The sequence below is a fragment of the Pseudooceanicola sp. DL12 genome (assembly GCF_056270665.1).
The window spans coordinates 1,899,622-1,920,572 of the sequence record NZ_CM149884.1 but is presented as its reverse complement, the minus strand read 5'-3'; the positions used below and the strand labels follow the sequence as shown (position 1 = coordinate 1,920,572).

At 65.7% G+C, this 20,951-nt stretch carries 18 protein-coding genes; 11 read left to right on the top strand and 7 right to left on the bottom strand.

Annotated elements, in window-relative coordinates; translation table 11 throughout:
• Window positions 1–73: 73 nt before the first annotated feature.
• The 4 genes from AC0WR5_RS08980 to AC0WR5_RS08965 form a co-directional block, all read right to left on the bottom strand.
• Window positions 74–1,330 (bottom strand): MFS transporter, encoded by a 1,257-nt coding sequence (locus tag AC0WR5_RS08980; RefSeq protein ID WP_475868356.1) that lies wholly within the window; start codon window positions 1,328–1,330, stop codon window positions 74–76.
• Between the two features lie 164 nt (window positions 1,331–1,494).
• Window positions 1,495–2,370, bottom strand: coding sequence for a translation elongation factor Ts (gene tsf, locus AC0WR5_RS08975; protein ID WP_475868354.1), 876 nt, complete (start codon window positions 2,368–2,370; stop codon window positions 1,495–1,497).
• A gap of 77 nt (window positions 2,371–2,447) precedes the next feature.
• A complete protein-coding gene (gene rpsB / locus AC0WR5_RS08970; RefSeq protein WP_475868352.1) occupies window positions 2,448–3,215 on the bottom strand; it encodes a 30S ribosomal protein S2 in 768 nt (255 codons plus the stop codon).
• A gap of 205 nt (window positions 3,216–3,420) precedes the next feature.
• Window positions 3,421–4,683: a HupE/UreJ family protein gene (locus AC0WR5_RS08965; RefSeq protein WP_475868350.1), complete on the bottom strand. Its 1,263-nt coding sequence runs from the start codon at window positions 4,681–4,683 to the stop codon at window positions 3,421–3,423.
• Window positions 4,684–5,130: 447 nt separating this feature from the next.
• On the opposite strand from AC0WR5_RS08965, the gene AC0WR5_RS08960 reads away from it, so the two are divergent.
• The 3 genes from AC0WR5_RS08960 to AC0WR5_RS08950 all read left to right on the top strand — a co-directional run bounded on the left by AC0WR5_RS08960 (window position 5,131) and on the right by AC0WR5_RS08950 (window position 7,801).
• Complete coding sequence (locus AC0WR5_RS08960) at window positions 5,131–6,027, top strand: PfkB family carbohydrate kinase (protein ID WP_475868348.1); 897 nt, start codon at window positions 5,131–5,133, stop codon at window positions 6,025–6,027.
• 42 nt (window positions 6,028–6,069) lie between these two features.
• Window positions 6,070–6,972 (top strand): pseudouridine-5'-phosphate glycosidase, encoded by a 903-nt coding sequence (locus AC0WR5_RS08955; RefSeq protein WP_475868346.1) that lies wholly within the window; start codon window positions 6,070–6,072, stop codon window positions 6,970–6,972.
• A 109-nt stretch (window positions 6,973–7,081) separates the two neighbouring features.
• The gene (locus tag AC0WR5_RS08950) at window positions 7,082–7,801 is read left to right on the top strand and encodes a DUF502 domain-containing protein (RefSeq protein WP_475868955.1); all 720 of its coding nucleotides are present in this window, start codon (window positions 7,082–7,084) and stop codon (window positions 7,799–7,801) included.
• 37 nt (window positions 7,802–7,838) lie between these two features.
• Here the strand turns inward: AC0WR5_RS08950 and AC0WR5_RS08945 are convergent, their stop codons facing one another.
• The gene (locus AC0WR5_RS08945) at window positions 7,839–8,885 is read right to left on the bottom strand and encodes a patatin-like phospholipase family protein (RefSeq protein WP_475868344.1); all 1,047 of its coding nucleotides are present in this window, start codon (window positions 8,883–8,885) and stop codon (window positions 7,839–7,841) included.
• 118 nt (window positions 8,886–9,003) lie between these two features.
• Window positions 9,004–9,777, bottom strand: coding sequence for a 3-hydroxybutyrate dehydrogenase (locus tag AC0WR5_RS08940; RefSeq protein WP_475868342.1), 774 nt, complete (start codon window positions 9,775–9,777; stop codon window positions 9,004–9,006).
• A gap of 514 nt (window positions 9,778–10,291) precedes the next feature.
• Here AC0WR5_RS08940 and AC0WR5_RS08935 point away from each other — a divergent pair.
• Entirely contained in the window at window positions 10,292–12,049 is a 1,758-nt protein-coding gene (locus AC0WR5_RS08935; RefSeq protein WP_475868340.1) for an extracellular solute-binding protein, read from the top strand.
• An 84-nt stretch (window positions 12,050–12,133) separates the two neighbouring features.
• Complete coding sequence (locus AC0WR5_RS08930; RefSeq protein ID WP_475868338.1) at window positions 12,134–12,481, top strand: hypothetical protein; 348 nt, start codon at window positions 12,134–12,136, stop codon at window positions 12,479–12,481.
• Window positions 12,482–12,686: 205 nt separating this feature from the next.
• On the opposite strand, the gene AC0WR5_RS08925 is transcribed toward AC0WR5_RS08930, so the two are convergent.
• A complete protein-coding gene (locus AC0WR5_RS08925; protein ID WP_475868336.1) occupies window positions 12,687–13,310 on the bottom strand; it encodes a helix-turn-helix domain-containing protein in 624 nt (207 codons plus the stop codon).
• 176 nt (window positions 13,311–13,486) lie between these two features.
• Between AC0WR5_RS08925 and AC0WR5_RS08920 the strand changes: the two genes are divergently transcribed.
• From AC0WR5_RS08920 to minC, 6 genes are all read left to right on the top strand, one after another.
• Entirely contained in the window at window positions 13,487–15,028 is a 1,542-nt protein-coding gene (locus AC0WR5_RS08920) for a class I adenylate-forming enzyme family protein (RefSeq protein WP_475868334.1), read from the top strand.
• Complete coding sequence (locus AC0WR5_RS08915; protein WP_475868332.1) at window positions 15,012–15,680, top strand: DsbA family oxidoreductase; 669 nt, start codon at window positions 15,012–15,014, stop codon at window positions 15,678–15,680. Before AC0WR5_RS08920 ends, AC0WR5_RS08915 begins: the two co-directional genes overlap by 17 nt.
• Window positions 15,681–15,866: 186 nt before the next feature.
• Window positions 15,867–17,105, top strand: a complete 1,239-nt coding sequence (locus AC0WR5_RS08910) for a multidrug effflux MFS transporter (RefSeq protein WP_475868329.1) — start codon at window positions 15,867–15,869, stop codon at window positions 17,103–17,105.
• A gap of 217 nt (window positions 17,106–17,322) precedes the next feature.
• A complete protein-coding gene (locus AC0WR5_RS08905) occupies window positions 17,323–18,537 on the top strand; it encodes an NADP-dependent isocitrate dehydrogenase (RefSeq protein ID WP_475868327.1) in 1,215 nt (404 codons plus the stop codon).
• A gap of 652 nt (window positions 18,538–19,189) precedes the next feature.
• Window positions 19,190–19,774: a hypothetical protein gene (locus AC0WR5_RS08900; RefSeq protein WP_475868325.1), complete on the top strand. Its 585-nt coding sequence runs from the start codon at window positions 19,190–19,192 to the stop codon at window positions 19,772–19,774.
• Window positions 19,775–20,136: 362 nt separating this feature from the next.
• A complete protein-coding gene (gene minC / locus AC0WR5_RS08895) occupies window positions 20,137–20,949 on the top strand; it encodes a septum site-determining protein MinC (RefSeq protein WP_475868323.1) in 813 nt (270 codons plus the stop codon).
• Window positions 20,950–20,951 lie beyond the last annotated feature (2 nt).

Here is a 20,951-nt window from a genome sequence, read left to right as displayed (position 1 = left end):
CGTTTCGTCGAGGCGGTGCCGGCCTCCCGACCGGCACCGCCTTTTCAATACCTTACACGGCGATCCTGAACCCTTACCTGAATCCTTTCCCAACCGGGCGCCATGCCAGAAGGGTCAACGCGACCGTCCCGGAAGCCGCGCACCAGAAAGGCATTACCAGGGCCTGCTGACGGCCCAACACGGGCTCCGACAAGCGCACCACCCACCCGGAGAGCGCAAGCCCCAGGGGCATCATGCCCCAGGTGAAAAGACGGTAGAGCGAGTTGACACGGCCGAGGACTTCATCGGGGATCATGCGCTGACGGAACGCCACCGAAACGGAATCCCAGATCAACCCGAAAAAGCCGAATGCCGCCAGGATCACGGCGAGGCTCCACGGCCCGGGCATGAGCGGGACAAGGCAGAAGGTCACCGCGCTCAGCAACAGCATCCATTGTGCGGTTCGACCGCGTCCGAAGCGTGCTGCCACGGGCCCACCTGCAAAGCCCCCAAGGATACCTCCGATGGCCCCCACCGCCAGGATCAGGCCGTAAGTTCCTGCTCCGGCTTCCAAATTCTCCTGAACATGCAGGATGAGGGCCATCGTCAGCATCTGGTGAAACATGTTGAACAGACCGGTCAACAGGGCCAGGCCACGCAGCATCGGAGCGTGGATCAGGAAATCGTAGCCCTCGCGCAACTCTGAGCGCCAGTCACGCCTTTCCCGTAGCGGAGACCGCCGCCGCACCTCGAGCCCCGCCACTATGACTGCCGCCAAGGCATAGACCAGAACATTCAGGGCAAAGGGCAATGGCAATGCCATTGCGACCAGGAACGCCCCGACCGCCGGCCCAAGCAATGCATTCATCGTCAGCTCGGCACTCCAGAGCAGCCCGTTGGCGCGCTCCAGGTTATCAGGGGGTACAATCGACGGCAGGATCGTCTGTGCGGCATTGTCGCGAAAAACCTCCGCGGCCCCGATCAGAACGGCGCAGCCGGCCAGAAGTGCGAAGAGCAGCGGCTGCGCCACACCGGCTTCCGTCGCCTGCGGCAAGGGCTGTGCCAGCCAGAGCGCCAGTGCCGCCATTGCGAATGCCACGGCCCTTACGACATCCATCGACAGGATCAGGCGCTTGCGGTTCAGCCTGTCGGCCGCCAGACCGGCCGGCACCGCAAAGAGGAACCAAGGCAGACGCAGCGCAACAGGTATCAGCGCGATCAGCAGCGCGTCGCGGGTCAGCAGGCTCGCCGCCCAGGCCCAGGCGACCACCGCGATACCGTCGCCCAGGTTTGTCGCCGCACTGGCGGCAACAAATCGGGTCAGAACGCCCATACCCTTCAACTTGCGCACGAAATTCCCCTGCGTTGTGGCCTGGCAAACCGACTGCGCCAGCCCCGGCAAGGAAGGTCAAGAGAAGTTCTCGCGTCACCCTGTACCACCCGGCCCCGGTGGCACGAAAAAGGGCCGGGAGAGAACTCCCGGCCCCGACCTGCACCAGAAATGCAGTTGAAAGATCAGCCCTGAGCGGCCTTGGCGACTTCTGCGGCGAAGTCTTCTTCTTTCTTCTCGATGCCATCGCCCACTTCCAGGCGGACGTAGCCGACAACCTCGACACCGGCTTCCTTGGCAGCAGCCTCGACCGTCAGGTCGGGGTTGATGACGAAGGCCTGGCCCAGAAGCGTGACTTCGGACAGGAACTTCTTCATCCGGCCCTTGATCATGTTCTCGATGATGTTCTCGGGCTTGCCGGATTCACGGGCTTGCTCGGTCAGAACGTTGCGCTCACGCTCCACCAGCGCCGGGTCCAGGTCGGCTTCGCCGAGCGAGGCCGGGTTGGAGGCCGCGATGTGCATGGCAACCTGACGGCCGAACTCTTCGTTCTCGCCTTTCAGGGCGACCAGAACGCCGATGTTGCCCATGCCGGGCGCGGCAGCGTTGTGCACGTAGGAGACGACCTGGTCGCCTTCCAGCTTGGCCATGCGACGCAGGGTCATGTGCTCGCCGATGGTGGCCACCTTGTCGGTGATCAGCGCGTCGACGGTCTTGCCGCCCACTTCGGCTGCCTTCAGCGCGTCGAGGCCGTCCACGGTCAGCGCGGCACCGACGATGCTCGACACCATGTCCTGGAAGTCCTTGTTCTTCGCCACGAAGTCGGTTTCCGAGTTCACCTCGATGGCGACACCCTTGCCACCTTCGACAGCAACGGCCACCAGGCCTTCGGCTGCGGTGCGGTCCGCCTTTTTGGCGGCTTTCGCGAGGCCCTTGGTGCGCAGCCAGTCAACGGCCGCTTCCATGTCGCCATCGGTTTCGGTCAGAGCCTTCTTGGCATCCATCATGCCTGCGCCGGTCATTTCGCGCAGTTCTTTCACCTGTGCAGCAGTGATCGCCATGGTGGGATCTCCTTACATCTGGAATTGGGTCCGGCCGCGCATATCACGCGGCCGGTGACGTTTGTGTAACGAAAGACTTACGCTTCGGCGTCTTCTGCGACGGCTTCTTCTTCGATGCCGTCGACCAGTTCGCCAACGTCAACGCCGGCTGCGCCCAGCTGGGCGGTCATGCCGTCGATGGCTGCGCGCGATGCCAGGTCGCAATAGAGCGAGATGGCGCGGGCTGCGTCGTCGTTGCCGGGGATGATGTAATCCACGCCTTCGGGCGAGCAGTTGGTGTCAACCACGGCCACGACCGGGATACCCAGCTTCTTGGCTTCGAGGATCGCCAGCGCTTCTTTCTTGACGTCGATGACGAAGAGCAGGTCAGGCACGCCGCCCATTTCGCGGATGCCGCCGAGCGAGGCTTGCAGTTTGCCCTGCTCACGTTCCATTTGCAGACGCTCTTTCTTGGTCAGGCCTTCGGCGCCGCCTTCCAGGCGTTCGTCGATTTCCTTCAGGCGGTTGATCGACTGGGAAACGGTTTTCCAGTTGGTCAGCGTGCCGCCCAGCCAGCGGTGGTTCATGTAGTACTGGGCGCATTTCTCGGCAGCGTCAGCGACGGGCTGAGACGCCTGGCGCTTGGTGCCCACGAACAGCACGCGGCCGCCCTTGGCGACGGTTTCGCGGATCACGTTCAGGGCAGCGTCCAGCATAGGAACGGTCTGCGTCAGGTCGAGAATGTGGATGCCATTACGCGCGCCATAGATGAACTCGCCCATGCGGGGGTTCCAGCGTTGCGTTTGGTGGCCGAAGTGGACGCCAGCTTCCAGCAGCTGACGCATGGTGAACTCGGGAAGAGCCATGGTCTTTATACCTTTCCGGTTTGCGCCTTGGCGGGGGTGTGAACCTGATCGGTCAACCGGTGGACGTATGGGGATGTCTCCCCCATAGGCCCGACCCCGCCTGCGGGATTAAGTGGCGCTCCTTTACACAGCCAATGCGGGCTTGGCAACCCCCGATTGCCGCCGGCGGCACGGGCATGGCCCCCGCCATGGGACACGAGCGGCCTCAGACCGGAGAGATAAAGGCAATTTCGAAGAACCAGATCAGGCCGATGGCCGCGATCATTGCCGAGGCCGGCACTGCGATCCGGCTCCTGTACCATGGCTTGTGGCGGAACCAATAGCCCACCAGCCCGAAGGCGATCGCCAGGACGGCAAGCTGGCCGAGTTCCACCCCGATGTTGAAGCCGGCAAGCGCCGCGACCATGCGGTCGGGCGGCACGCCGTAGCTCTCGATCACCGCGCCAAAGCCGAGCCCGTGCAAGAGACCGAAGCCGAAGATGACCATGAACCGGAACATGTTCATCTGCGGCACAAGGATGTTCTCGGCCGCGACAAAGACGATGGACAGCGCGATCAGTGGCTCGATGACCGATGCGGGCAGATCGATCACCCCGAAGGTGCTCATGGCCAGCGACATCGAATGCGCCAGGGTAAAGGCCGCAACCTGCCAGGCCAGCACCGAGAGCCGCGCAGACAGGAAGAAGATGCCGAGGATGAACAGCACATGGTCCGGCCCATAGGGGATGATGTGCTCCACGCCGATGGGGATGAAGTCGCCCACCACCTGCAGCGGTGTCGCCTCGGGTGGCGGGCTCCGCACGGGGATCAGCGCGGTCTCGTCGCCGCCTCGCAGAACCGCGGAATAGGCCTTGTCCGCCGCCGGCCCCATCCCCGCCGCAACCGCCACCGATGTGTTCCGGCTCAGGCTCGGGGACAATTGGTAGCCTGCCGGCGTTTCCTTCACGGGCGGCCTGACTTCCAGCAACATCAGCGTGCCCAGGCCCTTGGACCAGGAAATCTGAAACCCTTCGGTCCGCTCGGGAAACTTGCCATGGATCAGCGCCCGTGCAGGCCTCGGGTCGTTCGGGCTTTGGACCTCGGAAATGGCGATCTGGTCCAACCTCAGCGGAACCTCCTTGCCCGAGGCCGTCCGCAGAGGCATGAGCGTCGCGATGTAGCTCCAACGCTCGCGGAAAAGGTCCTCGACATGGTCGGAGGGCATGCCGCGCAGATCCTCGTAGGCCGGCATGTCACGCGCCGCTCCGCCTCCCGTGTCGGCCCCGGCGGCCGCACCCTGCGCGCGCCCGCCCGGCCCGCCCGCCAGCATGGCTTCGGCATCGAAACGCATGATCAGGGTCACCGACTGCGGTGAAATGATCATGTCCACCATCGTGGGGTGTATTTCATGGGCGGCGGCGCGTTCCGGCAATCCACCGGCCACGGTCAAAACCCCAAGACACAGCGCCGCCCCCAGAATGGAATTCACAATACGTTCCCGGCGCCCCTGCCTGCGCCGACGCTCGTGCCTTTTCCGTCCCGGGCTACGCAGGCGGTCCCTCGCCTTCGATCCCCCACTCGCTTCCATACTAACAACCTTGTTTTTATAGGTCTTGCCAGCAGGCAGACCATTAACATTCGCGGTCCGGAATGGTTCTTTTATGTGTTATTGTATTTGAATTATCAATGCACTTTTCCACTTTGAGTTGCGCTGCCTTTTGGTGTGACGCTACGGCTTCACCCCGCTATTCCCATTCCTCCGCCAGGCAGGCCCAATTCCTGCCCGGCCCATACCGCCCATTGCGGCGGAAGAGGAAATGCTGTTGCACGTCCAGAATGCATCCCGCGTGGCGGTGCCGCATCGCAGGACCCTCATGCATGCGCGCGGCCACCTCATTCCGCTTGCGCTTTTTCACGCACCCAGAGACAAGACTTCATGACGAAAAGTTCCGACATCATCTGTATCGGCGCGGTCCTGTGGGACATCATCGGACGCTCCGCCAGCCACATGCGGCAGGGCTCCGACGTGCCCGGCCGTATCACCCGCCTGCCCGGCGGCGTTGCCATGAACATTGCCATGACCCTAGCCCGGTTCGGCATGCGCCCCACGCTTCTCACCGCCGTGGGCCGTGACCCGGAGGGCGACGAACTGGTCGGCGCCTGTGCCGATCTCGGCATGTGCACCGATCACATCTATCGCTCCGAGGATCTGCCCACCGATCGCTACATGGCTATCGAAGGCGCAAACGGCCTGATCGCCGCGATCGCCGATGCCCATTCTCTCGAGGCCGCCGGCGCCAAGATCCTGCGCCCGCTGACCGGCGGTGCCCTGGGCAGTGCCGAGACCCCCTATGCCGGGCCCGTGGCCCTCGACGGCAACCTGACCCTGCACCTGCTGGAGGAGATCGCCGCCTCGCCCGCCTTTGCGCGGGCCGACCTGCGCGTGGCGCCGGCCTCTCCGGGCAAGGCCGAGCGCCTGCGCCCCTTCCTGACCCATCAGCGCGCCCTGCTCTACGTCAACCTCGAAGAGGCCGGCCTGCTCTGCCAGCGCGACTTTGCCTCCTCCGCAGATGCCGCCGCCGGCCTGCTCGACCGCGGCGCGCGCCGCGTTCTGGTCACCGACGGCAGCCGCGCCGCCTCCGAGGGCAGCGAGGCCTCCGACATTCTCACCCTGACGCCGCCGGAAGTGCTCGTGACCCGGGTCACCGGTGCCGGCGATACCTTCATGGCCGCCCACATCGTGGCCGAGGCCGCAGGCGCGCCCCGCGACGAGGCGCTGCAGCGCGCCCTCACTGCCGCCGCCCGGTATGTCTCCGGAGAGACCCCTCTCTAGGACAGATCTTCACACGCCACGTCAGGAACACAGGACAAGCCCATGGAATTGATCACGAAATCCTCCGAACTTCGTCGTGCCCAGGCAGACGGCATGCCCGTCGTCGCGCTCGAGAGCACGATCATCACCCATGGCATGCCCTATCCACAGAACATCGAGACCGCGCGGCGGGTCGAACAGGACATCCGCAACGAGGGTGCCGTGCCCGCCACCATCGCGGTGATCGACGGCACCCTGCATGCGGGGCTCGAACCTGACCAGCTCGAGGCGCTGGCTCAGCGCAGCGACGTGGCCAAGCTCTCGCGGGCGGATATCGCCGCCTGCATCGCCTCGGGCGGCACCGGTGCCACCACCGTGGCCGCCACGATGATCGCCGCCCGGCTGGCCGGCATCTCGGTCTTTGCCACCGGCGGCATCGGCGGTGTCCACCGCGGCGCAGAACAGACCTTCGACATCTCCGCCGACCTGCCGGAACTGGCGCAGACAGCGGTCACCGTCGTCGCCGCCGGCCCCAAGGCGCTGCTCGACATTCCCAAGACGCTGGAGGTGCTGGAAACCCACGGCGTGCCGGTCATCGCCTTCGGCCAGGACGAGCTGCCGGCCTTCTGGTCGCGCAGTTCCGGCCTTGCCGCGCCACTGCGCATGGACACGCCCGAGGCCATCGCCAATGCCCACCGCATGCGCGGCCTCATGGGCCTGCCCGGTGGCCAGCTGGTGGCCAATCCCGTGCCCGCCGAAGACGAGATCCCCCGCGAGAAGATCGAGCCGATCATCACCCGCGCCCTGGCCGAGGCCGAGGCGCAGGGCATCACCGCCAAGGGCGTCACCCCCTTCCTGCTGCAGCGCATCTTCGAGCTGACAGAGGGCCGCTCGCTGGCGACGAATATCGCGCTGGTGCGCAACAATGCCGTGCTGGCCGCGCGCATTGCCCGTCACCTCACCTGACATCACCGGGAAAAGCACGTCAAATCCGCCCTATCCGGACCGCGGGCCATTGCTGCAGGGGGGCCGAGCACATAGGTTCTCCTCTCGACATTCCTGATCCGGACCAATGATGGACGCCCCCAGCAAGCCCCCCTCGCCTCCCAAACCCGCCGAACCGGCAGCTCCCCCGGGGCGCCGCGGCCTCTTCGCCCGGGCACGTTCATCCTTCCTGACAGGGATCGTGGTGATCCTGCCGGTGGGTCTCACCATCTGGCTGCTCTGGACCCTCGCGGGCTGGGTCGACGGCTTCGTCATGCCGCTGGTGCCCGACCGCTTCCATCCCGATCATTACATCGGCGTGAACCTGCGCGGCGCCGGCATCATCATCTTCCTGGTCTTCACGGTGATGGTCGGCTGGATCGCCAAGGGGCTGATCGGCCGCTCGATCATCCGCTCCGGCGAGAGGCTGGTCGACCAGATGCCGATCGTCCGCTCGATTTATTCCGGCGCCAAGCAGATCGCGACCACGGTCTTTGCCGAATCCGAGCGCAAGTTCGAACATGCCTGCCTGGTGCAATATCCGCGCCGCGGGATCTGGGCCATCGGCTTCGTCTCCACCGCCGCCAAGGGCGAGATCGCCGAGCGCCCCGAGACCGGGGGCAACCTGCTCTCGGTCTTCGTGCCGACCACGCCGAACCCCACCTCGGGCTTCCTGCTTTATATCCCCGAGGAAGACGTCGTGCTGCTCGACATGTCGGTCGAGGATGCCGCAAAGCTGGTGATCTCGGCGGGCCTCGTCTACCCGAACCCGAAGGATCCGTCCAAGCCGATCCCCGCCAGCGATCTCTGAGGTCGCCCCCGGGATGCGCCCCGGGACGGCCCTCCGCTCACATGAACATGCCCGCCAGATCCAGCGTACCGTTGTTGTTCAGCGCGCCGCGGTGATCGCGCAGGAACCGGTTCGCGGCCTCATAGCCCGCCTCGCGCAGCATCTTCATCACGAAGACATTCGGGAACATCTTGGTGGTCGAGGACAGCTCGACCATCAGCGCGTTGTCCGAGATCATGTGGATCAGGATGTCCTTCTTCTCGCCGGTCGTCACCCGCCCCTCGGCGATCAGGCGCTTGACGAACTCCACCGCCCGCAACTCCCTCAGCAGAGAGGAATTGAAGCTGATCTCGTTGATCCGGCTCTGGATCTCGTTCGGCAGCATCGGGATCTCGTCGCGCTCCAGCGGATTGATGTTCACGATCACCACGTCGTCGGGCAGGTCGGGGCGGAACAGCGGAAAGAGCGCCGGATTGCCACTGAAGCCGCCATCCCAGAAGGCCTCCTCGCGCCCCGATTGCGGATCAAAGAACTCCACTGCCCGAAACAGCGTCGGCAGGCAGGCCGAGGCCAGGAGCGCATCCGTCGTCACCTCGTCGCGGCCAAAGATGCGGATCTTTCCGTCGCGCACCTTGGTCGCACAGACGAAAAGCTCCGGCCCTGCCTGGTCGCAGACCGCCTCGAAATCGAACTTCTCCACGATCGGCTGCATCGGGTTACGGTAGAAGGGCCCGAGCGCATAGGGCGTCGAGACGACCGAGAGCATGTCGGCCACGCTGCCGGCCATGGAATAGTCGAGCGCCTGGCCGATATCGCCGGCGCCCGGCATCGGCAGCCCGGAAAAGAACCAGGCCCAGATGGAGTTGTCCTTCATCGCGCCCATCTGCTGCCAGAACCAGGCCAGCTCGGCCTTGGCGCCCTCGCGCCCGCCCTTGGCCCAGCCGGCCTTGAGTGCCGCACCGTTCATTGCCCCGGCCGAGGTGCCCGAGATCGCCGCGATCTCCAGGTCCTCGTCCTCAAGCAACCGGTCCAGAACACCCCAGGTATAGGCGCCATGGGCGCCGCCGCCCTGAAGGGCCAGGTTGATCCGCTTGGTCTCTGGCATGGGCGCCTCCGGGCTGCGTCTCTCTCGGTCTACTGGTCACGATACTGCTTAGAAAAGGGTTAACACCCCGGATGCGGACAGCGCGGCGCCTCTCCGCCCTGCCCGCTTCTTCGCGCGCCTACTGAGAGGTCCAGCCGCCATCGACGCTGATCGTCGTGCCGGTGATCTGCTTGGCCGCCGGGCTGCACAGGAACACCGCCGTGCCGCCGATTTCCTCGACCGTGGCAAAGGCTTTGCTCGGCTGCTTGGCCAGGATCACCTTCTCGATCACCTCGTCCTCGGACATGTCGTATTCCTTGGCGGTGTCGGGGATCTGCGCCTCGACCAGCGGCGTCAGCACATAACCGGGGCAGATCGCGTTGCAGGTGATATCCTCTTTCGCGGTCTCGAGCGCCACGGTCTTGGTCATGCCGACCACACCGTGCTTGGCGCTGATATAGGCGCTCTTGTACGGGCTGGCCCGCAGGCCATGGGCGCTGGCGATGTTCACGATCCGGCCCCAGCCCTTTTCGCGCATGCCCGGCAGGGCCGCCGCGATGGTGTGAAAGTTGCTGCTCATGTTGATGGCGATGATCTGGTCCCATTTCGCCACCGGGAACTCGTCGATGGCCGCCACGTACTGGATGCCCGCGTTGTTCACCAGGATGTCGCAGCCGCCGGCCTTCTCGACCAGGGCACGGCAGTCCTCGCCCTTGGACATGTCGGCCTGGATATAGCGCGCGGTGACGCCGAATTCCTTCGCGATCCCCTCCGCGATGGCGTGATCTTCCGCCGTGTCGCTGAAGGAATTGATGACGACATCGGCCCCCTCCGCCGCCAGCGCCTTCGCCACGCCCAGCCCGATGCCCGAGGTGGATCCCGTCACGATCGCCGTCTTGCCGCTCAAACTCATGATTCTCTCCCTTTTCGTCTCCGGATGGGGTCCGGACCCGCAAGAGAGGATAATGCTGCAGATGCGAATTGCGAGTACGAAAGACTACCTATCGGCACGTATCTTCCTCGCGGCGGCACCCTCGCAGGCGCCTTGCGCCATTGGGCTCACGGCCGTTCACGCTTCGGTCATCGGCCTGGCGGGGGCGTTGCGATCCCGGATGACACGCGCAAAAAAAACGCCGGCACGAAGCCGGCGTTAAGTCATTGAGGCAGGTTTCATACAGGCAAGAAACCTATCGAGCAGTACGCTCTTTATAAGCAATCCGGCGCCGTCATGGAAGCTAAAAGTTTGAAAAGACGTGAATCCAAGGTTACGGTCCCTGCCAACAAAACAAGGGCAGTTCAGGGAAAGACGCATCATGCGATCTCATTCACCCCGTGCAGGCGGGTTTTCGACGCGTATTTTCGCCGGACTTTTTGCAGGGGCGATTCTCGGCTCTGCGGCCCTGGCAGATCCTTCGCATGGCATAGCTATGTATGGCGATCCCGCCCTGCCACCGGATTTTGTGTCCCTGCCCTATGCCAACCCGGATGCCCCCCAGGGCGGCACCCTCGTCACCGGCAACACCGGCACCTTCGACAGCCTCAATCCCTTCATCACCAAGGGCACCCCGCCGTGGCAGCTGCGCTTTCTCACCCACGAGAGCCTGATGTACCGCAACTGGGACGAACCCTTCTCCCTCTACGGCCTCCTGGCCGAATCGGTCGACACCGGCCCGGACCGTGACTGGGTCGAATTCACCCTGCGCCCCGAGGCGAAATTCTCCGACGGAAACCCGGTGACGCCCGCGGATGTCATCTGGTCCTTCCGCACCCTCGGCACCGAGGGCAACGTGCGCTACCACGGCTTCTGGAGCCAGGTGGAGAGCATCGAACAGACCGGCCCGCTTTCCGTCAAGCTGACCTTCAAGGGCGACAACCGCGAGCTGCCGCTGATTGCCGGCCTGCAGCCGATCCTGGAAAAGGCCCAGTGGGAGGGCAAGGATTTCACCGAGAGTGGCCTGGACGAGGCGCCCATCGGTTCGGCCCCCTATGTCGTCGACAGTTTCGTCGCCGGCCGCAACGTGGTGCTGAAGAAGAACCCCGACTACTGGGGCCGCGATCTGCCGATCCGCCAGGGCACCGCCAACGCCGATACCATCCGGATCGAGTTCTTCGGCGATCAGAACGTGCTCTTCGAGGCCTTCAAGGCCGGCCAGATCTCCTTCATCCGGGAATTCAACGCCGAGAAATGGGCCCGCGACTACGACTTTCCCGCCGTGGAGCGCGGCGACATCGTGAAGACCGAGATCCCGACACAGAAGCCCTCCGGCATGACCGGCTTCGTCATGAACACCCGCCGCGCGCCCTTCGACGACATCCGCGTGCGCGACGCGCTGATGCATGCCTTCAACTTCGAATACATCAACGATGCCGTCACCGGCGGCCGGCAACAGCGCATCACCTCCTATTTCTCCGGCTCCGAGCTGGGCATGAAGCCCGGCCCCGCGACCGGCCGCGTCAAGGCGCTGCTGGAGCCCTTCGCCGACACGCTGCCAGAGGGCGCCCTCGAGGGCTATACCCTACCCCAAGGCGACGGCTCGGCCCGCAACCGCGCCAATATCCGCACCGCCGCAAAACTGCTGAACGAGGCCGGCTGGACCGTGGGCAGCGACGGCGTACTGCGCAACGCCGAGGGACAGCCCTTCACCTTCGAGATCCTGCTGCGCCAGGGCGACCGGCAGAACCAGTCGATCATCGACCTCTACGTCAAGGCGCTCGAACGCCTGGGCATCCAGCCTCGGCTCAGCCTGGTCGACAGCGCGCAATACCAGATGCGGGTGCTCGATTACGACTTCGACATGACCGATTTCCGCCGCGACCTCTCGCTCTCCCCCGGCAACGAACAGCGCCTCTACTGGGGCTCGGCCGTGGCCGAGGTTCCGGGATCGCGCAACCTGATGGGTGTCGAGAGCCCGGCCGCCGACGCCATGATCGACGCCATGCTCTCCAGCCGCAGCTCCGAGGATTTCACCGCGGCCACCCGTGCCCTCGACCGGGTGCTGACGGCCGGGCGCTACGTCATCCCGATCTTCTCCTTCGACGTCGGACGCATCGCCCATGTGAAGGATTTCACATTCTCGGGAGAGGTCCCGATCTACGGCGACAACGCGGGCTTCCTGCCCGAGGTCTGGTATTTCACCGATGCCGGAGCCGCCTCCGGCGCGGACGCCGGGACCGACAGCCAGTAGCCGGCGGAACAGCGGCGGCCCGCCAGGCGTTGTTCCTCCAAAGCCCCGGGGCCCACTGCCCGGAGCAAAAGGAAAGGACATCCCATGCAATGGCTCGCCATCTCCCGCCGCTGGAGCGCCTATATCCCCGCCATCCTCGACCGCTGGCCCGAGGCCGACGAGGCCGAGCTGACCGGTCTCGACGGCACCCAGACCTCGCTCGCCGCCTATTTGGCAGAGCAGACAGGGCGCGAGATCACCGAGGTGAACGACGAGATCGAGGACTGGCGCGCCGGGGCGACCCCGGCCGACATCCGCATGGACGAGAGCGAGGACATGCGCAACATCACAGCCTCGGGCCGCTATATACAGGAGGGCGAGGACGTCTATGACGACGACGCGCTCTATGGTGACGAGGACAAGACCGAGACTCCGGTCGGCCGGTCCGGCTGAGGAGCAAGCCGCCTCCGGCAGGAGTATTTCGGGAAAGATAAAGCTTCGAACGCACCTGCGGCAGCACCGCAACCGCAGGCTTGCAACAAGGCCCGCCCCGTCATCTGGCCGGAAATATCCCCGCCGGAGGCGTTGAAACGCCCGATGGCGGCGCCCCGCCGGGGCCTGTTTCAAAGACTTGCGAGAGACGGCCTTGCAAGCGGCCTCACGTCAGCGAGGTCACCCAGAGGATGGTCGCATCCTCCTCGCTGACCGAAATCACGTTATGCCCCATCGAGGCATCGTAATAGGCGCTGTCGCCACGGCGCATCTCCACCGGTTCGTAGAACTCGGTGAATAGCCGGATCACCCCGGTCAGCACATAGAGGAATTCCTCGCCGTCGTGGCGCACCCAGCCATCGAATTCCTCCATGTCGCGGGCCCGGATCCGGGCGCGATAGGGCAGCATCTGCTTCTTCACCAGGGCATTCGCCAGCAGCTCGTGCTCGTAGGTCGCGGTGGCATAGGCATTGCCCTCGCCGGATTTCGTCAGCGCCATGCGGCCCATGACCTGCGTTGCCTTGGGCGGGGTGAAGAGCTGCGGCACAGAGATGCCAAGGCCGGTGGCCAGCTTCTTCAGCGCCTCGTAGGTGGGCGACATCTGCCCGTTCTCGATCTTCGACAGCGTCGAACGTGCCAGCCCCGCCTGCGCCGCGGCCTGTTCCAGCGTCCAGTCGCGCGCCTTGCGCAGCTCCCGCACCCGTTCGCCCAGGTCGAGCGGCTCGCCGGAGATCTCTTCTCCGGTCTCACGGGCAATGCGGATCAGTTTGCGGGGATCACTTTCTTTCATGGCCAAGCCTATAGGCCCCGGGCCTTTTCCTTGCAAGGGATCCGGGCAGGGCATCGGTTTGCAAAGCCGGCACCAGCAGTTTGCAACGGGCCCGGGCCGCATGTCCTCACCCGGACGCGCCGCGCCTGCCCATCGAAATCCTTGCCAGAAGCCCCCGTGCCGCCTAGCACTTTCCCATGCAGTCCGTCTTCGACCAGGGCCCCGCCCCCGCCTGTCCCGCTCCCTTCAACATGGCCGCCCATGTGCTGGCCCATGCTCCGCGACAGCCCGACAAGGTGGCGCTGGCGATCCTCGGCCTGTCGCGCGCCGAACGCTGGAGCTATGCCCGGCTCGAGGCGGCCGTGCGCGGCACCGCCACCGGCCTGCTGCAGATGGGGCTGACACCGGGACAGATCGTTCTGATGCGCCTCGGCAATACCGTCGAATTTCCCATCGCCTACCTCGGCGCCATCGCGGCGGGCCTCGTGCCGGTGCCCAGCTCTGCCCAGCTGACCGCGCCCGAGGTCCAGAAGATCCTCGATCAGCTCGCCCCCGCCGTCATCCTGCGCGGCGCCGGCGTGCCCTGCCCGGAAACCGCCATCCCGGTCGTAGACGAGACGGCACTCGCCGCCATGCGCGACCTGCCCCCCGCCGCCTATCACATGGGCGCCCCGGAGCGGCTGGGCTACATCGTCTATACCTCCGGCACCTCGGGCCGGCCCCGTGCCGTGGGCCATGCCCACCGCGCCATCTGGGCCCGGCAGATGATGACCACCGGCTGGTACGGGCTGACCGGGGCCGACCGGCTGATGCATGCGGGCGCCTTCAACTGGACCTTCACGCTCGGGACCGGGCTGATGGATCCCTGGGCCGCCGGTGCCACCGCGCTGATCCCCGCCGAGGGCGTGCCCCCCGCCAGCCTGCCGCTTCTTATGAAACGTCACGAGGCCACGCTCTTTGCCGCAGCCCCCGGCGTCTACCGGAAGATCCTGCAGGACCGCGAGAGCCTCGACCTGCCGCGCCTGCGCCACGGGCTGGCGGCCGGAGAGAAGCTCTCCCGCACCATCCGCACCGACTGGTACCGGCTGACCGGCCTCGAGATCCACGAGGCCTTCGGCATGTCCGAATGCTCCACCTTCATCTCGGCCAGCCCCGATGCCCCCGCCGGCCCCGGCACTTTGGGCCGCCCGCAGAAGGGCCGCCGCGTGGCGATCCTCGGCCCCGACGGCACGCCGGTGCCCCTCGGCGATCCGGGCGTGATCGCCGTGCACTGCTCCGACCCGGGGCTGATGCTCGGCTATCTCGGCGGGCCCGAGGCCGAGGCCGAGACCCGCGCGCGCTTTTCCGGCGACTGGTTCCTGACCGGCGATCAGGGGGCTATGGCGCCCGGCGGACAGATCACCTATCTTGGCCGCGGCGACGACATGATGAATGCCGGCGGCTACCGCGTGTCCCCGATCGAGGTCGAGGGCGCGCTGGCCGATATCCCCGGGATCACCGAGATCGGCGTCACCGATTGCGAGATCAAGGACGACACCCGCCTGATCATCGCCTTCTACACCGGGCCGGCCCCCCTGGACGAGGCCGCCCTGGCCACCACCGCCGCCGAGAGGCTGGCACGATACAAACAGCCGCGCGCTTTCCTCCACGTCCCGGAGCTCCCCCGGAACGCCAACGGCAAGCTGCAGCGCCGCGCCCTGCGCGACATCTGGGAGGCCCGCAATGGCCGTCAAGCTTGATATCCTCTCCGACCCGATCTGCCCCTGGTGCTACATCGGCAAGACCCTTCTCGACCGCGCGCTTGCCGAACGGCCGGCGCATCCGTTCACCATCGAATGGCACCCGTTCCAGCTGAACCCCGAGATGCCCCCCGAGGGCATGGACCGGCGGGCCTATCTCTCCGCGCGCTTCGGCGGCGAGACCGGCTTCGAACAGGCCGAGCAGCAGCTGGCCGAACATGCCGCAGCCGCCGGGGCCGAGATGAACCTCACCGCCCTCACCCGCATTCCCAACACGCTCGACGCCCACCGCCTGATCCACTGGGCCGGTCTCGAGGGCGCCCAGGGCGCCGTGGTGGACGGGCTCTTCCGCGCCAATTTCGTCGAAGGCCGCGACATCGGTCAGCATGACGTGCTCGCCGATATCGCCGATGGCGCCGGCATGGATGCCTCGATCGTGCTGCGCCTGCTCGACAGCCCCTCCGACGTTCAGGCGATCCGCGACCGCGAAGCGCACTCCCGCGAGATGCGGGTTTCCTCGGTGCCCACATTCATCGTCGGCCAGCGCCACGCCGTGCCGGGCGCCCAGCCGGTGGAGCTCTGGCTGAAGGTGATCGACGAGATCACCGGCCAGCTCGCCGCAGAGGAGCAGCCCGCCGGCTCCGCGCCCTGAGGGCACGCCCGGGTCAGGCGGGTCCGCCTTCGTCCGCGCGCCCTTCGGGAGAGCGCAACTGGCGCCACTGAGGCGCCAGGCTGTTCATTTCCGCACAACCGGTTCCGCGGCCCACCGCGGTACCGGCCGCTTCCGCCGCTGCTGAAAACATGCTAGCGGCACGTTTATATCCATTCAGAGGTTTTCATGGACCGCAAGATTCACCCGGCGGAGATCGTCGCGATTCTCGCCATGCTGATGGCGACGGTGGCTTTCGCCATCGACTCGCTGCTGCCCGCGATGTCCGCCATCGCGGCCGAACTCAGCCCCGACAATTTCAGGAACGTCCAGCTCATCCTCTCGGGCATGATGGTCGGCATGGGCCTCGGCACCCTCGTCGTGGGCCCGCTCTCCGATGCCATCGGGCGCAAGCCCGTCGTCGTGGGCTGTGCCGCCGTCTACATCATCGGCGCCCTCGTCGCCTGGCAGGCCCCCAGCCTGGAGATGCTCGTCGCCGGCCGGTTCATCCAGGGCCTCGGCGCCGCAGGCCCGCGGGTGCTGACCCTCTCCATCGTGCGCGACCTCTATTCCGGTCGTCAGATGGCGCGGCTGGTCTCCTTCGTCATGATGGTCTTCACCATCTTCCCGGCCATGGCGCCGATCATCGGCCAATGGATCATCGTGATCGGCGGCTGGCGCTCGATCTTCCTGGCCTTCGTGGTCTTTGCCGTGGTGGCCGCCGGCCTGCTGCTGATCCGCATCCCCGAACCGCTGCCAAGGGAACGCCGTCAGCCCTTCCGCGTCTCGCGCATGCGTCACGCCCTGGGCGAGATGTGGGCCAACCCGATGGTGCGCATGACCACCCTGGTGCAGATGCTGATCGTGTCGTCGATGTTCACCACCATCAGCCTGATCGAACCGGCCTTCCACCAGGTCTTCGGCCTGGGCGACAGCTTCCCCTACTGGTTCGCCGGCATCGGCCTCTTCTGCTCCACCGCCTCCATGCTCAACGCCGCGACGGTGGTGAAATACGGCATGCGCAAGATCATCACCGTGGCGCTCACCGTGTCGGTGATCATCTCGGCCGCCATGCTGGTGGTGCATTTCGCGGGGGTCAGCGGCCTGCCCTATTTCGTCGCCTACCTGATCTGGCAGACCACGATCTACTATCAGATGGGCCTCACCATGGGGAACCTGAACGCCCTCGCGATGGAGCCCCTGGGCCACGTGGCCGGCCTTGCGGCCTCGGTCATCGGTGCGGTCACCACCGTCACCGGCGCCGTGGTCTCGGCCATCGTCACCCGCTTCTACGACGGCTCGATCCTGCCCCAGCTGACGGCCTCCTTCATCTTCTGCGGCCTCGCGCTCATCCTGATGATGCGGGTCCGCAAGCTCGAGCGTCACAGCGACACCGGCCCGACCGACCAGGAGGAGGTGGCCGCCTGAGGCCCCACCCCGACCGCACAACCGAAAGGGCGCCCCGATCTTCGGCGGCGCCCTTTTTCGTTGCGTCCCGGCCCCCAAAGCGCCCAGCCTTTCCTCACATCCCCGCGATCTTTCACGAATTGAACGGTATACATCTGCATACATCTCTTTCCGTCAATCCTCGGTTAGGCTATGCAGGCGCAGTACTCGATTCCAGTCAGGCCGAAGGAGCCAATCCATGACGAAGATCAAGGTAGCCAACCCCGTCGTCGAACTCGATGGTGATGAGATGACCCGCATCATGTGGGATTTCATCAAGAAGAAGCTGATCGAGCCCTATCTGGACATCGACCTGCTCTATTACGATCTGGGCATCGAGGAGCGCGACCGCACCGACGACCAGATCACCATCGACGCCGCCAACAAGATCAAGGAAGTGGGCGTGGGCGTGAAATGCGCGACCATCACCCCCGACGAGGCGCGGGTCGAGGAATTCGGCCTCAAGAAGATGTGGAAATCGCCCAACGGCACCATCCGCAACATCCTCGGCGGCGTGGTCTTCCGCCAGCCGATCATCTGCCGCAACGTGCCGCGCCTGGTTCCTGGCTGGACCTCGCCCATCGTCGTCGGCCGCCATGCCTTCGGCGATCAGTACAAGGCCACCGACTTCCACTTCCCCGGCTCCGGCACCCTGACGATGAAGTTCGTCGGCGACGATGGCACCGTGATCGAGAAGGAGGTCTACCAGGCCCCCTCCGCCGGCGTCTACCAGGCGATGTACAACCTCGATGACAGCATCATCGACTTCGCCCGCGCCTCGCTCAACTATGGCCTCAACCTCGGCTGGCCGGTCTACCTCTCGACCAAGAACACCATCCTCAAAGCCTATGACGGCCGCTTCAAGGACCTCTTCCAGAAGGTCTACGAGGAAGAGTTCGAAGAGGAATTCAAGAAGAAGAAGATCTGGTACGAGCACCGTCTGATCGACGACATGGTCGCCTGCTGCATGAAGTGGAACGGCAAGTTCGTCTGGGCCTGCAAGAACTACGATGGCGACGTGCAATCCGACACCGTGGCCCAGGGCTTCGGCTCGCTCGGCCTGATGACCTCGCAGTTGATGACGCCGGATGGCAAGATCGTCGAGGCCGAGGCCGCCCACGGCACCGTGACGCGCCACTACCGTCAGCACCAGGAGGGCAAGTCCACCTCCACCAACTCGATCGCCTCGATCTATGCCTGGACCGGTGGCCTGAAGCACCGCGCCAAGCTCGACGAGAACACCGCGCTGATGGCCTTTGCCACCACGCTGGAAAAGACCGTCGTGGAAACCGTGGAAAGCGGCTTCATGACCAAGGACCTCGCCCTGCTGGTCGGCCCCGATCAGGGCTGGCTCACCACCATGGGCTTCCTGGAGAAAGTCGACGAGAACCTGAACAAGGCCCTCGTGGGCTGACACGCCCCACCCGGACCGACCGGACTTTCTGACCGCAACGGCCCCGCACTTCGTGCCGGGGCCGTCTTGCCATCTGCGGCCCGCTTGCCTCCCGCAACACAGGTCTTGCCGTTCCGCAACCTATGACTTCTTGCAGGCTGCCATACGGGCCAGAGACCGGCACAGTGATCCCTGCCGGTTCCCAGGCGCCTGTCCTCCGCTGTCCCGACAGCTTTTCTGGCGTCCTTCTGCTGCCGGCCCGTCCGTTCAGGTCCCGCTGGCCGGACGGCACGGCGGAGGCCTTCCCCCGGCCGCCGCACCCCATCCGACCCACCGCATTCCAGGTGGGTCTCCAACGACCGACCCTTCCCGGGATTGGGGACTTTTCAGTTGCCCGGCGGGGGTCGTTGACTTGGGCAGCGCCGGCGTGGCGCTGCCTTTTTTGCCTCTTTTGTTACCGCCCCGCCACCCCCTGTGGAACCGATGGCATACCCTGCCTTCGGCAATCTTTTTTGCCACTTTATTTCAACCACTTAGATGGCGCCTCCCTGTCCATCTATAGCTTTTCATAGGTTGTCGCGGGGCATGGCTTCCGACCAATTTGCAGGCGTCTCAATCCCGCCGCCACAGTCACAGTCACAGTCACGGCGGCACAACCAACAAGGGTAGACCCATGCAATATCTCCTCAAGGCAACCTCTCTCGCCGCCCTCGTGGCCCTCGCCGCCTGCTCCAGCAGCGATGGCGACAGCGAAGAGACCTACATCACGCCCAGCTCGATCGACGCCACCACCGCGCTGGCCGACTACGAGACCCTCCAGGCCGCCATCGACAACGGCGACATCGACCCGATCACCGTCCAGCCCACAGGCAGCGTCGAGATGGCCGGCTATGTCGGGCTCAGCGATGTCGGCGAGAACGAGGACATGACCGCCCTGGGCGCGCTCGCCATGACCGCCGACTTCGACACCGACACCGTCTCCGGCACCGCGTCCGACTTCGGCCTCTTCGACGAGGACACCGAAGCCCTGCAGGCCTCGCTGGCCGGCACGCTCGACGTCGCGGGCACCATCTCGGGCTCTGGCATGACCGCCGACGTCACCGGCACCCTGACCGAGAGCGACGGCTTCGAGAACACCGTCGACCTCGACCTGGCGGGCACCTTCTACGACAACAGCGGCCAGCTCGTTGTCGAGGGCGATGTCACCGGCACCGTCAACGGCGAGGCAGAGGCCGGCGCCTTCTACGCCACCGAGTAATCAGCAAGCGGGCCGGCCGGGGGGTATTTCAGCCCCGGCCGGTTCTCCTGCGGACCGGTCTGTTCCCGGTTCGCCCGCCTTCCATCGTCCGTCCAGGGTGCCGAAATTTCCGCGGCGGGCGGGCGATGGCAGGTCTGGCCACGCCGGCCAGCTTTGCCCGCAGCCTGCTCCTGCGGCACGATCCCGCCCTGCGACCGGCCGTTTCCCGCCCAGCGACCTCCCGTCGCGGCATGTCCCTGCTCAGCAGCGCTTTCCCTGTTTTCCCCGCTGGACCATCGGCCCCGAAGGGGCTAGGCCCTCGGGAAAACCACGGCGCAGGCACGAATCTGCGCTGGCAAGAGAGCAGGAGCACAGAAGCCCCCGTGCCGTCACAGACCGCAAGCGACAGTCGCAGCCGACCTGTCACATCCGTTCAGCCGTTCCAGATCCGGGGGCGCTTCCTGACGGCTGTTGCCCTGCGCGTGGATCAGCTCCCCGACCCCGCCTTCTACGCCGCGCTTGATCAGCAGCTTGCGCAGACGCCGCAGTTCTTTGCCGGCGCGCCGCTGGTGCTCGATCTCGAGCGCGCACCGCAATTCACCGACGGCTCGCTCTTTGCCGGGCTGATCGAGGAGCTGCGCCGCCGCAACCTCGGCATCTTCGCCGTGCAGAACGCCGCGCCCGCCCAGCTGGCCCTTGCTGCCGCTTCCGGCCTGATCGAGGTCTCCGGCGGCCGCGACACGCCGCTGCGCGAACAGCCGCGCCCCAAGGCCAGCGAGCCCGCCCCCGCGCCCCGCACCGAGGTGCGCAGCGCCCCGCCAGAGCGCCGCGCGGCGCCCGCCGCGCTGCAGCCGGAGGCCCCGGCGCCCAAGAACCTGCTGATCACCCGCCCGATCCGCTCGGGCCAGACGGTGGTGGCCGAACACGGCGATCTCACCATCATCGGCCCCGTCAGCTCGGGCGCCGAGCTGATCGCATCGGGCAACATCCACATCTACGGCTCCATGCGCGGCCGGGCCATGGCCGGGGCCCATGGCGACACCTCCGCCCGCATCTTCTGCCAGAGCCTGCACGCAGAGCTCCTGGCCATCGCCGGCCTTTACCGCACCAGCGACAACATGGGCGACGCCGCCCTCGGCACCCAGGTGCAGGTCTTCCTTCGCGACGAGCAGCTGCAGATCGAGCCGCTCGCCTGAAC